This window comes from Stenotrophomonas sp. 28608_Sma (genome assembly GCF_056486185.1).
Genome location: NZ_CM151308.1, coordinates 2,245,692 through 2,258,176, shown reverse-complemented (window position 1 = coordinate 2,258,176; position 12,485 = coordinate 2,245,692). Strand labels below are relative to the sequence as shown.

The window sequence follows — 12,485 nt, the reverse complement described above, 5'->3', positions numbered from 1 at the left end:
TGCCGATGCGATTGCCCCTGCTGGCCACTCTGTTAGCACTGGCCTGCCCCCTGACAGCGCTTGCTGCGGCTCCGGCCAAGAGTCTGTATTTCCAGCACCACGACTGGGTCGTGGCCTGTGACAACACCTTGACCTGCCGCGCCGCCGGCTACGCCACCGACGATGACAGCACCCTGAGTGTGCTGCTCACCCGCAAGGGCGGCCCGGATCAGGCCATCCAGGGCCGCCTGACGCTGCAGCCGGAAGAAGGCCAGACCCAGCCCAAGGGCGCGCTGCATCTGCGCATCCAGCAACAGGACCTGGGCGTGCTGACCCCGGCAAAGAGCGAAGGCACGCACAGCTTGACTGCTGCGCAGACCAGCGCGCTGCTGTCCGCATTGGTGCGCGGCGGTGGAATCGGCGTGACCGATGGCGCTGGCCATCGCTGGCCGCTGTCGGACAAGGGTGCCGCAGCGGTACTGCTGAAGATCGATGAGTACCAGGGCCGCCTCGGCACGCCCGGCGCCGTGATGCGCAAGGGCAGCACGCCTGAATCCAGCGTCCCCGCCGCACTGCCGGTGCCGGTTGTGCGCAAGGCCGCCACCCTGGACTCGACTCCGGATGATCCCGCGTTTGCTCGGCTGGCCGCCTCACCCGCCCTGCGCGCAGCACTGCGTGCCACGCTGGAGGACGACAGCTGCGAAGGCCTGCAGGAAACTGATGCCGACGTTCCGCTCAGCAACTCCCCGCTGCAGGTCCGGCGCCTGGACGCGCAGCATGTGCTGGTGACGGTCCCGTGTTGGCGCGGGGCCTACAACATCGGCGATGGCTATTGGGTCGCGCGCCCGCAGGCGCCGTTCCAGGCGCAATGGGTGACCAGCGATGCGATCGACTACGCCGACGGCCAGATCATTGCCGCGCAGAAGGGCCGCGGGCTCGCTGACTGCATGTCGTACGCAGCCTGGACGTGGGACGGGACGAACTTCATCGCGACGTCCGAGGTGGCACCTGGGCTATGCCGGGGCGTGCCCGGTGGCACCTGGGATCTGCCGATGCTGGTGACCGAGGTCCGCTGACGCCACAGAAAAAGGGGACGGAGGGGATTAAGTCGCAAGTGGCAAACAAGGCACAAGCGACTTAATCCCCTCCGTCCCCTTTTTTCATGCAGGCAGGCAGTGCTCGACGATCAGCTGGATGGCGCTGCCGCCGCGATAGTCGTCGCAGGCCAGTCGATAGGCCAGATGCACATGACGGCCGGGTGCGTTGCCGTGCCAGCCGCCGAAATGGATCGCATTGATCGTGCCAGGCACGCCCGGCAGGCGCAGTTCCAGCTTGAGGTGGCGTTCCTTCAGCACGCGCCAGTTGGCCACTTCGAAGTGGCCGTCGAACAGCGGCTCGGGGAAGCCCTGGCCCCACGGGCCGGCCAGGCGCAGCGCATCGGCATGGCGATGATCGAGTTCGTCGGCGGCCAGTTCGCCGTCGCTCAACACCTGCTGTTGGAGCGCCGCCGGGTCGAGCATCTCCAGCACCACACCGACGAACGCGGCCTTGAAGTCATCGACGTGATCCAGCCGCATGCTCAGTCCAGCCGCCATGGCATGCCCACCGAAGCGTTCGATCAGGCCCGGATGCCGCGCATCGACCAGTGCCAGTGCGTCACGGATGTGCAGGCCGGGAATCGAGCGCGCCGAGCCACGCAGCGTGTCGGCGCCCGGTTCGGCCGGGGCGAAGGCGATCACCGGGCGATGCAGGCGATCCTTCATCTTCGACGCGACCAGGCCGACCACGCCCGGATGCCAATCGGCATCGAACAGGCAGGCGGCCACCGGACGCTGGCCGGCCATGTCCAGCACCACGCGGGTCAACGCCTGCTCGGCGTCGTCAGTCATCGACTGCTGCACGGCGCGCCGTTCCGAATTGATCTGCTCCAGCGTCTGCGCGATCTCGCGCGCCTGGCGCGGGTCTTCGGTCAGCAGCAGCGCGATGCCCAGCGCCATGTCTTCCAGCCGGCCCGCAGCGTTCAGGCGCGGGCCGAGTGCGAAGCCGATATCGGTGGCGGTCAGTCGCGCGGCATCACGGCCACTGGCTTCGATCAGCGCACGCAGGCCGACACAGCCCTGCCCCGCACGCAGACGGCGTAGGCCCGCACTGACCAGCGCACGGTTGTTCGGATCCAGTGCCACCAGGTCGGCAACGGTGCCGACCGCCACCAGGTCCAGCAGCGTGGTCAGGTCCGGCCCCTTGCCATCGGCAAAGACGCCGGCCTCGCGCATCTGCCGGCGCAGCGCCATCAGCACGTAGAAGATCACGCCGACACCGGCCAACGACTTGCTGGGGAAGGCGTCGCCGTCCAGATTCGGATCAACGATCACGTCAGCCGGCGGCAGCTGCGGGCCGGGAAGATGATGGTCGGTGACCAGCACCTGCCAGCCACGGGCCTTGGCCGCAGTCACACCCGCGTGGCAGGCAATGCCGTGGTCGACCGTGACCAGCAGGTCCGGTTTCAGCTCGGCCAACTCCTCCACCAGTGAAGGTGACAGGCCATAGCCGTGCACCATGCGGTTCGGCACCGCGTGGAAGACATGCTGCGCGCCGAGCATGCGCAGGCCACGCACACCGACCGCACAGGCGGTAGCACCATCGCAGTCGAAATCGCCGACCACCAGGATGCGCTTGTCGTTGGCGATGGCCTCGACCAGAAGGCCCACTGCATCGTCGATGCCGGTCAGCAGCTCGGGCGCATGCAGGCTGCCCAGCTTCGGCAGCGCCAGCTCCGGGGTACCGGCACCGCGACTGGCGTAGAGCCGCGCCAGCAACGGCAGCGTGCCCTCCGGCCAGTTGGCGGGCGCAACCGCATCGCGGCGGCGGATCGTCGGCGTATCAGAGGAGGGCTGCACGGCATCGGCGGCAAGGGACATCGGCATCGCCGGTTACGAAAGACAGAGGGATGATACCGCGCGTGGGAGAGGCTGGCGGGATTGCGCCCGGCTGCTGCGGTAGTGCCGGCCGCTGGCCGGCAACCCCGGCAAACATCGGGGGTCAGAGCCGCTTTCCGATGGAAAACGGATCCGATCCCGCTCAATCGTGAAGCTGGCGCGGCTTCTTCCAGAACTGCCAGCGCTGGCCACGATCCAGCTGGAACTGCAGGCCATCCTCGAAATCCAGCACCAGCCGCTGCAGCTCGCCACGTTTCAGCGCGGCCAGCAGCGGACGGATCGCATCATTGCCGAGCTGCTGCAAAGAGCGCAGCTGGCGCAGGTCGACCAGTGCATCCACCGCCTGCTCGCCATCCACGGCCACGCCTGCCGCCAGAGCCAGGCCCTGCAGCAGGGCATCACGACTGCGCACCTGCGCATGCGGCGTACTGACCGACACCGGCATCACGCCACCGCCCCAGAACCACAGCGAATTGATCGGCTGTTGTCCCTGCGCGGCGCGCTGCTGGTTCCAGGAATGATTGTGCAGCAGCACCTGCGCCTCGGTCATCAGCGCCCGCCAGCGGCGACCGCCCTCGCCTTCCGGCAGGTGCGAGAACAGGTCATCGCCCAGCACCTCGTCCGGACTGTCGAAGTCCGGCAGGGCCAGGTCGATCGGAAGCCGCAGGTACCAGCGCGAGGGATCGGGCGCGTCGAGCACGAACCCGGCATCGGCGAACAACGGCTGCAGCACCGGCAGCAGGGCCAGGCTGTCGGCCAGCGTCGGCCGCAGTGTTTCGCCATAGGCCATCATCCGCGCACCGTGCATGTCCGGCACCATGCAGGCCGGATCGGCACGCAGCCAGCACGCGCCGGCAGCATCGCCGACGTCACGCTGGCGGCTCAGTGCGGCCACCGGCCAGTGCGGCGCGGCGACCGTGAAATGGCGCTGCAGCTGCGCCCGCTCGCCGGCTTCGAACTGCGAGGCGTTGGCGCGGCCCAGGGCACGCGCCACGTCATCAGGCAGCGCAGCCGCGGCAAAGCGGCTGCGCGCGGGCAACAGCAGGGTCGCCGTTGCCACCGGGTCAGTCCACGTAGCTGACGCTGACGATCTCGTACTCGCGCTGGCCGGCCGGGGCGTCGATCACGATCGAATCGCCTTCCAGCTTGCCGATCATCGCGCGCGCCACCGGCGAGGAAATCGCGATCAGGCCCAGCTTGATGTCCGCTTCCAGGTCACCGACGATCTGGTACTTCTTCTCTTCGTCGGTTTCCACGTCGGCCAGCGTCACGCTGGCGCCGAACACCACCTTGGAGCCGGCATTGAGCTTGCTCACGTCGATGATCTCGGCGTGCGACAGCTCGCCTTCCAGCTGCTTGATGCGGCCTTCGATGAAGCCCTGTTCCTCGCGCGCGGCGTGGTACTCGGCATTTTCCTTCAGGTCGCCATGCTCACGCGCTTCGGCGATGGCCGCAATGACCTTCGGGCGCTTGACCGACTTCAGGTGATCCAGCTCGTCGCGCAGCTTCTGCGCGCCCTTCATCGTGATGGGGGCTCTCATGCATTCAACTCCTTGTGCAGCTCCTGCAGCGACCAGACGGGGCCGGTGCCGCGGAATTCCAGTGAATCCACCAGCGCCTTGGCGCCGGCAATGGTGGTCGAGTAGGTGACGCGATGCTGCAGCGCCTCGCGACGGATCGAGAACGAGTCGTTGATCGCCGAACGACCTTCGGTCGTGTTGACGATGTAGACGATCTCGCCGTTCTTGATCGAGTCGACGATGTGCGGACGGCCTTCGACCACCTTGTTGATGATCTCGCAGTCCATGCCGTGCTGCTGCAGCCATGCGGCGGTGCCACGGGTGGCGACCAGGCTGTAGCCACGCGCCAGCAGCGCCTTGGCCACCGGCAGCACGCGCTTCTTGTCCGGATCGCGGACGGAGACGAAGGCCTTGCCGACCGGCGGTGCCTTGATGCCACCGGCTTCCTGCGCACGCGCGAAGGCGGCGTTGAAGGTGCGGCCGACGCCCATCACCTCACCGGTGGAGCGCATCTCCGGCCCGAGGATCGGGTCGACGCCCTGGAACTTGGCGAACGGGAAGATCGCCTCCTTCACCGAGTAGTAGTCCGGCACGATTTCCTTGGTCGCGCCCTGCTCGGCCAGGCTCTTGCCAGCCATGCAACGGGCGGCGATCTTGGCCAGCGGCATGCCGGTGGCCTTGGACACGAACGGCACGGTGCGCGAGGCACGCGGGTTCACTTCCAGCAGGTAGATGGTGTCGGCACCTTCATCGCTGGTCTGGATCGCGAACTGGGTGTTCATCAGGCCGACCACGTTCAGGGCCTTGGCCAGTTCCACCACCTGGCGACGCAGCTCGGCCTGGGTTTCAGCCGACAGCGAGTACGGCGGCAGCGAGCACGAAGAATCGCCCGAGTGCACGCCGGCTTCTTCGATGTGCTCCATCACGCCGCCGATCAGGACGTTGCCCTGGGCATCGGCAATGATGTCGACGTCGCACTCCACGGCGTTGTCGAGGAAGCGGTCCAGCAGCACCGGCGAATCGTTGGACACCTTCACCGCGTCGCGCACGTAGCGGGCCAGGTCGGCTTCGCCGTAGACGATCTCCATCGCACGGCCGCCCAGCACGTAGCTCGGGCGCACCACCAGCGGGTAGCCGATCTCGCGGGCCAGCAGCAGGGCTTCCTGGTCGTTGCGGGCGATGCGGTTCGGCGGCTGCTTCAGGCCCAGCTTGTCGACCAGCTGCTGGAAGCGCTCACGGTCTTCGGCCAGGTCGATGGAGTCCGGGCTGGTGCCGATCACCGGCACGCCGTTGGCTTCCAGCGCGCGCGCCAGCTTCAGCGGGGTCTGGCCGCCGTACTGCACGATCACGCCCTTCGGCTGTTCCAGTTCGACGATTTCCAGCACGTCTTCCAGGGTCAGCGGTTCGAAGTACAGGCGGTCGGAGGTGTCGTAGTCGGTCGACACGGTTTCCGGGTTGCAGTTGACCATGATGGTTTCATAGCCATCCTCGCGCAGCGCCAGTGCCGCGTGCACGCAGCAGTAGTCGAACTCGATGCCCTGGCCGATGCGGTTCGGGCCACCACCCAGGATCATGATCTTGTCGCGGTTGCTCGGCGCGGCCTCGCACTCGTCCTCGTAGGTCGAGTACAGGTAGGCGGTGCCGGTGGAGAACTCACCGGCGCAGGAATCCACGCGCTTGTAGACCGGGCGCACCTTGTGCGCACGACGCAGCGCGCGGATGGCGGCTTCGTTGGTACCAGTCAGCTGCGCCAGGCGTGCGTCGGAGAAGCCAGCGCGCTTCAGCTTGCGCAGGCGGGCGGCGTCCAGCGCGTCGATGCCACCGGCAGCGACTTCGGCTTCGGCCGCGATGATTTCCTCGATCTGGTCCAGGAACCAGTGATCGATGAACGACAGTGCGTAGATCTCTTCCACGCTCATGCCGGCACGGAACGCATCGGCGACGAAGAACAGGCGCTCCGGGCCCGGGGCCTTCAGCTCGCGGCGCAGGGTCTGCAGGTCTTCTTCATTGCTCAGGTCCAGGCCGGTCGGGTCGAAGCCGACCTTGCCGGTTTCCAGGCCACGCAGCGCCTTCTGCACCGACTCCTGGAAGGTACGGCCCATTGCCATCACCTCGCCCACCGACTTCATCTGGGTGGTCAGGCGGGCATCGGCGGCCGGGAACTTCTCGAAGGCGAAACGCGGGATCTTGGTGACGACGTAGTCGATCGACGGCTCGAACGAGGCCGGGGTCAGGCCACCGGTGATTTCGTTCTTCAGTTCGTCCAGGGTGTAACCCACGGCCAGCTTGGCGGCGACCTTGGCGATCGGGAAGCCGGTGGCCTTGGAGGCCAGCGCCGAGGAACGCGACACGCGCGGGTTCATCTCGATGACGACCACGCGGCCGGTCTTCGGGTTGATGCCGAACTGCACGTTCGAGCCACCGGTATCGACGCCGATCTTGCGCAGCACGGCGATGGAGGCATCGCGCAGGCGCTGGTACTCCTTGTCGGTCAGGGTCTGCGCCGGCGCCACGGTGATCGAGTCACCGGTGTGCACGCCCATCGGGTCCAGGTTCTCGATCGAGCAGACGATGATGCAGTTGTCCGCGGTATCGCGGACCACTTCCATCTCGAACTCCTTCCAGCCCAGCACCGACTCTTCCACCAGCACTTCGGTGGTCGGCGACAGTTCCAGGCCGCGGCTGACGATCTCGACCAGCTCTTCGCGGTTGTAGGCGATGCCGCCACCGCTGCCGCCCAGGGTGAAGCTGGGGCGGATGATGGTCGGGTAGCCGACGCGGGTCTGGATCTCCAGCGCTTCGTCCAGGGTATGGGCGACGGCGGCGGTCGGGCATTCCAGGCCGATCTCACCCATGGCGACGCGGAACAGCTCGCGGTCTTCGGCCATGCGGATCGCTTCGCGTTTGGCGCCGATCAGCTCGACGTTGTACTTCTCCAGTACGCCGTTGTCGGCCAGGTCCAGCGCGCAGTTCAGCGCGGTCTGGCCACCCATGGTCGGCAGCAGTGCATCGGGCTTTTCCTTGGCGATGATCTTCTCGACCGTCTGCCAGTTGATCGGCTCGATGTAGACGGCGTCGGCCATCTCTGGGTCGGTCATGATCGTGGCCGGGTTGCTGTTGACCAGCACCACGCGGTAACCCTCGTCACGCAGGGCCTTGCAGGCCTGGGCGCCGGAGTAGTCGAACTCGCAGGCCTGGCCGATGACGATCGGGCCAGCACCGATGATGAGGATGGTCTTGAGGTCAGTGCGCTTGGGCATTTTCTTCTCTAAGTCAGTACAGCGTGACAAGGGGGGTGATCGCACGCTGTCGATCAGGAATCTTGATCCGCAGCGCCGCGCCAGCGGCAGCAGCGTTGCGGGGTTTACGGTCCATCGCGACGCCACCGGGGGGCCGGCGGCGTACTGATCACGCCTTGGCCTGCTCCATCAGCACCACGAAGCGGTCGAACAGCGGACCGACATCGGTCGGGCCCGGCGACGCTTCCGGGTGGCCCTGGAACGAGAACGCCGGCACGTCGGTGCGGGCCACGCCCTGGTTGGTGCCATCGAACAGCGAGCGGTGGGTCACGCGCAGGGTCGGCGGCAGGGTCGCTTCATCGATCGCGAAACCGTGGTTCTGCGAGGTGATCATCACCCGGCCGCTGTCCAGGTCCTGCACCGGGTGGTTGGCACCGTGGTGGCCATGGCCCATCTTCATGGTCTGCGCGCCCGAGGCCAGGCCCAGCAGCTGGTGGCCCAGGCAGATGCCGAAGGTCGGGATCTTCACGTCGATGAAGGTCTTGATCGCTTCGATGGCGTAGTCGCACGGTTCCGGGTCACCCGGGCCGTTGGACAGGAACACGCCGTCCGGCTTCAGCGCCAGCACTTCGGCGGCCGGGGTCTGCGCCGGCACCACGGTCACTTCGCAGCCGCGCTCGGCCAGCATGCGCAGGATGTTGGTCTTCACGCCGAAATCGTAGGCCACGACCTTGTACTTGGCCGGCACGCTGACGAAGGCATTGGCATCCAGGTCCAGCTGGCCCTCGGTCCAAGTGTAGGTCTTCTCGGTAGTGACGACCTTGGCCAGATCCATGCCCTTCAGCCCCGGGAACTTGCGGGCAGCTTCCAGTGCCTTTTCCACGTCGATGTCACCGGCCATCAGCGCACCGTTCTGCGCGCCCTTCTCGCGCAGGATGCGGGTCAGCTTGCGGGTGTCGATGCCGGCGATGGCGACCACGCCACGCTGGATCAGCCAGTCCTGCAGCGACACCTGGCTGCGCCAGTTGCTGGGACGGCGGGGAACATCGCGCACGATCAGGCCGGCCGACCACACCTTGGACGCTTCATTGTCCTGGTCGGTCATGCCGGTGTTACCGATATGCGGATAGGTCAGCGTGACCATCTGCCGGGCGTAGGACGGGTCGGTCAGCACTTCCTGGTAGCCGGTCATGGCGGTGTTGAACACCACCTCACCGACGGACAGGCCGGGCGCGCCTACGGATTCGCCCTCGAATACGGTGCCGTCTTCGAGGACGAGGATTGCGGCTTGGGTCACGGGAATCTCACTTTGGCTACCGAGGGGGCTGCCGAAGTCACGCCTGCGCTTCACGGAAATCCGGTTGCAAAAAAGCGCGGACGTGCGGTCTGGGACCGGTCCGGCTTTCGTGATTCGGCGAGTGCGAATTGTAGCGCTGCCGGGGCGCTCGCGCCAGCGGTTATCGCACTTCATGAACAGGCGATTGCGCATTCATTTCAATCCGGCGGCGTATGCGGGCCGCCATGACCCTGGTAGACGCCAACCTTGGTTGGCGCTTCCCGGAAAGCCTGCCAACCAAGGTTGGCATCTACCATCGGCCTGGACCGTTACCGGGGGCCGTCCAGCAGGTCCCGCACCCGGTAGCTGCCCGGGGCGCGGCCCTGCAGCTGGCGGGCGGCGAACAGCGCGCCTCTGGCGAAGATGTCGCGGTTGGTGGCCCGGTGCACCAGCTCGATGCGCTCACCCAGGCCGGTGAACTGCACCAGATGCTCGCCGACGATGTCACCGGCACGCAGGCTGGCGTAATGCGGCTCCGCCCCACCCCGCTGCCCGGCCGCGCCCAGGGTCAGCGCGGTACCCGACGGCGCGTCCTTCTTCTGCGTGTGGTGCGATTCGACGATGTCGCAGTCCCAGCCGGCCAGCGCCTGCGCCGCGCGCTCGACCAGCTCGTCCAGTACCGCCACGCCCAGGCTGAAATTCGACGCCCAGACCAGCGGGATGGACGCCGCCGCGGCCTCCAGCGCCTGCCGCTGTGTGCTGGAGATGCCAGTAGTGCCCGAGACCAGGCCCGCACCCCGCTCCACGCATAGCGCCAGCATCGGGTCGAAGCCCTCCGGCAGGCTGAAGTCGATCGCCACATCGAACACCGGCGCGCCAGGCAGTTCGCTGGCGCCGAAGAACGGCACGCCGTCGACCACGCGCTGGGTCGGCGCACGGCCGGTTACCGCAGCCACGATCTGCAGGGTTTCGGGATGTTCGGCGGCCAGCCGCAGCAGGGCCTGGCCCATGCGCCCGGAGGCACCGTGAATGAGCAATCGCAGGGGAGTCTGGTTCATGCCTGCAGGCTAGCGGCAGCACGCCCGCTCCGGCAAGCGCCATCGCTGCTACGCTGCATGCCCTTTCATGCAATGGATGGCAGCTCCTTCATGCAGATCAGCGAACAGCTGGTGCTGGTCACTGGCGCCGGCCGCGGCCTTGGCAAGCACATCGCCCGCGCCTTCGCCACCCAGGGCGCCCGCGTCATCATCAACTACCACTGCAGCGAAGCCGCCGCACGTACGCTGGCCACTGAGCTGGGCGGACAGGCGATCGCGCTGCCGGCCGACGTCACCGACCGCGCCCAGGTCGATGCGATGCTGCAGCACGCACTGGCCCACTTCGGCCAAGGTGTCACCACCGTGGTCAACAACGCGCTGGCCGCTTTCTCGTTCAATGGCGATGCCCGCGACGGCGCCGCGGAAATCGGCTGGCCGGCCTTCCAGGCGCAATTCGAGGGCAGCGTGCGTGGCGCACTGAACACCGTGCAGGCCGCCCTGCCCGGCATGCAGGCGCGCCGTTTCGGTCGCGTCATCAACATCGGCACCAACCTGTTCCAGAATCCGGTGGTGCCCTATCACGACTACACTGCCGCCAAGGCCGCGCTGCTGTCGCTGACCCGCACCCTGGCAGGCGACCTCGGCCCGCACGGCATCACCGTGAACATGCTGTCCGGCGGCCTGCTGCGCACCACCGATGCCAGCGCCGCCACGCCCGAAGCGGTATTCGACTACATCGCCGCCAACACCCCGCTGCGCAGCGTCACCACCCCGGCCGAGTTCGCCGATGCGGCGCTGTTCTTCGCCAGCCCGTGGTCGCGCGCGGTGACCGGCCAGAACCTGGTGGTCGACGGCGGGCTGGTGCGGAACTGAGCCGATGCGCATCTCCGAGGTCAGCCGCCTCACCGGTGCCAGCGCCAAGGCCATCCGCTTGTACGAGGCGCGCGGCCTACTGCCGCCCGTGCCGCGCCTGAACCGCTATCGCGACTACAGCGGACAGGACGTGGCCTGGGTGCAATTGATCCTTCAGGCGCTGCGGTTGGGCATCACCCTGGCCGCGATCTCGCGCCTGCAGGGTCGCGATGGACAGCTCGACTGGCCAGCGGTACTGGCCTTGCTGGAACAGCAGCGCAGCCGCGTTGCCAGCGAACGGGCACGGCTGGCGCAGGTCGAGCTCGACCTGCAACAGGTCAGCGACGAACTTCAGCAATGGCTGCACTCCGGCAGTACTGACTGCATCCTGCAACCCAGCAGCTGCACCACCGGCGTTTGACTCTGCCCCTGGGGCATAGCCCAACCTCGCGCACTTTCCATTGCCCGAGGTTGCCGTGTCCCGTTCCATCCTGATCCTGCTCGGCCATCCCGACCGCGACAGCCTGTGCGGCGCCCTCGCCCAGCGCTACGCCACCGCCGCCGAGAATGCCGGCCACTGGGTGCGCTTGATCGCATTGGGTGAACTCGAGTTCGATCCGGTGCTGCGGCGTGGCTACCGCCAGATCCAGCCGCTGGAAGCCGACCTGCAGGACGCGGCGGAAGCGATCGAGGCCTGCGATCACCTGGTGCTGGTCTATCCCACCTGGTGGGGTGCGATGCCGGCGCTGCTGAAGGGCTTCTTCGATCGCGTGCTGTTGTCGGGGTACGCCTTCCGCTACCGGCGCGATTCGGTGTGGTGGGACCGGCTGCTGGCCGGGCGCAGCGCGCGGGTGATCACCACGCTGGATACGCCGCCCTGGTACTACCGCTGGATCTACCGCGACCCGGGCATCACCCAGATCCGCGCCCCCCTCCTGGAATTCTGCGGCATCCGCCCGGTGCGTGTCAGCCGTCTCGGTGCGGTGCGCAGCAGTACCCCAGCACAACGCAGCAAGTGGCTGGCGTTGGCAGCAGAGCTGGGTTCACGCGCCAGGTAGATCCAAGCCATGCGTGGATGAAATGCCGGCCACGTTCCATGTGTCGCGTTTGCCAATTGACCGCCAGGCACCGTGCCTCAAGGCTGAGGGCCCTCTTCCGGCCCAGGCAACGCCCATGAAATCCTCGACTGTCTTCAGCAAGTGCGCCAGGAAGACCGGCTTTTCCGGCACGTCGACGACCCGCTACCGCTTGCTGGATGCCGCCCTGCTTGTCGTGAATCACCAGCGCGCCAGCGAAAGCCGGGGCTTCTATGTGAATGCTGGGCTCTACTTTCCAGAACTGCTCGAGCATCCCCTTGCGCCTGACGATCTTGAAACGGCTTTCCGGTACCGCTCCAGCATTCCCACGCCCCATGTCGACTGGCGGATCGAAGAGACGCCCGGCCTGCGCCGGGCTTTCATCCAGCAGGATCTGGATGATCTGCTGGAGGCCGGCAATCGCGATGGGATGAAATGCCTGCTGCTCGATGCCCTTGCCGACGTGGCGGGCTTCGCGGCAACCCATGGAAACCGCGAGTCGGTGCGGCGGTTGAATCAGGACGGGAACTTCCGGGCGATCATCCGCAGAGAGGTCTAGTAGATCCACGC

The 12,485-nt window shown here is 67.0% G+C and carries 11 protein-coding genes; 5 read left to right on the top strand and 6 right to left on the bottom strand.

The window, feature by feature from the left end; translation table 11 throughout:
• The first annotated feature begins 5 nt into the window (after positions 1-5).
• Positions 6-1,055: a DUF1176 domain-containing protein gene (locus ACZLHH_RS10610; RefSeq protein WP_149909273.1), complete on the top strand. Its 1,050-nt coding sequence runs from the start codon at positions 6-8 to the stop codon at positions 1,053-1,055.
• Positions 1,056-1,139: 84 nt separating this feature from the next.
• Here ACZLHH_RS10610 and recJ read toward each other — a convergent pair whose 3' ends face one another.
• The 6 genes from recJ to ACZLHH_RS10580 form a co-directional block, all read right to left on the bottom strand.
• Complete coding sequence (gene recJ, locus ACZLHH_RS10605) at positions 1,140-2,897, bottom strand: single-stranded-DNA-specific exonuclease RecJ (RefSeq protein WP_180844043.1); 1,758 nt, start codon at positions 2,895-2,897, stop codon at positions 1,140-1,142.
• 160 nt (positions 2,898-3,057) lie between these two features.
• Positions 3,058-3,975, bottom strand: coding sequence for a phosphoglycerate mutase (locus ACZLHH_RS10600; RefSeq protein ID WP_149909271.1), 918 nt, complete (start codon positions 3,973-3,975; stop codon positions 3,058-3,060).
• A gap of 4 nt (positions 3,976-3,979) precedes the next feature.
• Positions 3,980-4,444, bottom strand: a complete 465-nt coding sequence (gene greA / locus ACZLHH_RS10595; protein WP_026347191.1) for a transcription elongation factor GreA — start codon at positions 4,442-4,444, stop codon at positions 3,980-3,982.
• A gap of 8 nt (positions 4,445-4,452) precedes the next feature.
• Complete coding sequence (carB, locus tag ACZLHH_RS10590; RefSeq protein WP_149909270.1) at positions 4,453-7,695, bottom strand: carbamoyl-phosphate synthase large subunit; 3,243 nt, start codon at positions 7,693-7,695, stop codon at positions 4,453-4,455.
• Between the two features lie 148 nt (positions 7,696-7,843).
• On the bottom strand, positions 7,844-8,971 hold the full coding sequence (gene carA / locus ACZLHH_RS10585; RefSeq protein WP_005413213.1) for a glutamine-hydrolyzing carbamoyl-phosphate synthase small subunit: 1,128 nt from the start codon (positions 8,969-8,971) through the stop codon (positions 7,844-7,846).
• Positions 8,972-9,279: 308 nt separating this feature from the next.
• Entirely contained in the window at positions 9,280-9,960 is a 681-nt protein-coding gene (locus tag ACZLHH_RS10580; protein ID WP_343205591.1) for a 4-hydroxy-tetrahydrodipicolinate reductase, read from the bottom strand.
• Between the two features lie 138 nt (positions 9,961-10,098).
• Between ACZLHH_RS10580 and ACZLHH_RS10575 the strand changes: the two genes are divergently transcribed.
• The 4 genes from ACZLHH_RS10575 (at position 10,099) to ACZLHH_RS10560 (ending at position 12,474) form a co-directional block, all read left to right on the top strand.
• A complete protein-coding gene (locus ACZLHH_RS10575) occupies positions 10,099-10,860 on the top strand; it encodes a 3-oxoacyl-ACP reductase (protein ID WP_429000428.1) in 762 nt (253 codons plus the stop codon).
• A 4-nt stretch (positions 10,861-10,864) separates the two neighbouring features.
• Positions 10,865-11,260 (top strand): MerR family transcriptional regulator, encoded by a 396-nt coding sequence (locus ACZLHH_RS10570; protein WP_107432692.1) that lies wholly within the window; start codon positions 10,865-10,867, stop codon positions 11,258-11,260.
• Positions 11,261-11,315: 55 nt separating this feature from the next.
• Positions 11,316-11,897 carry an NAD(P)H-dependent oxidoreductase gene (locus tag ACZLHH_RS10565; protein ID WP_180844045.1) on the top strand — a complete coding sequence of 194 codons (582 nt, stop codon included), beginning with the start codon at positions 11,316-11,318 and terminating at the stop codon, positions 11,895-11,897.
• A 115-nt stretch (positions 11,898-12,012) separates the two neighbouring features.
• A complete protein-coding gene (locus ACZLHH_RS10560) occupies positions 12,013-12,474 on the top strand; it encodes a DUF4304 domain-containing protein (RefSeq protein WP_071229303.1) in 462 nt (153 codons plus the stop codon).
• The last annotated feature ends 11 nt before the right edge of the window (positions 12,475-12,485 follow it).

Coding starts and splice junctions, on each gene's coding strand:
- ACZLHH_RS10610 (WP_149909273.1), top strand. CDS start 6: ATGCGATTGCCCCTGCTGGCCACTCTGTTAGCACTGGCCTGCCCCCTG.
- recJ (WP_180844043.1), bottom strand. CDS start 2,897: ATGTCCCTTGCCGCCGATGCCGTGCAGCCCTCCTCTGATACGCCGACG.
- carB (WP_149909270.1), bottom strand. CDS start 7,695: ATGCCCAAGCGCACTGACCTCAAGACCATCCTCATCATCGGTGCTGGC.
- ACZLHH_RS10580 (WP_343205591.1), bottom strand. CDS start 9,960: ATGGGCCAGGCCCTGCTGCGGCTGGCCGCCGAACATCCCGAAACCCTG.
- ACZLHH_RS10575 (WP_429000428.1), top strand. CDS start 10,099: ATGCAGATCAGCGAACAGCTGGTGCTGGTCACTGGCGCCGGCCGCGGC.
- ACZLHH_RS10570 (WP_107432692.1), top strand. CDS start 10,865: ATGCGCATCTCCGAGGTCAGCCGCCTCACCGGTGCCAGCGCCAAGGCC.
- ACZLHH_RS10560 (WP_071229303.1), top strand. CDS start 12,013: ATGAAATCCTCGACTGTCTTCAGCAAGTGCGCCAGGAAGACCGGCTTT.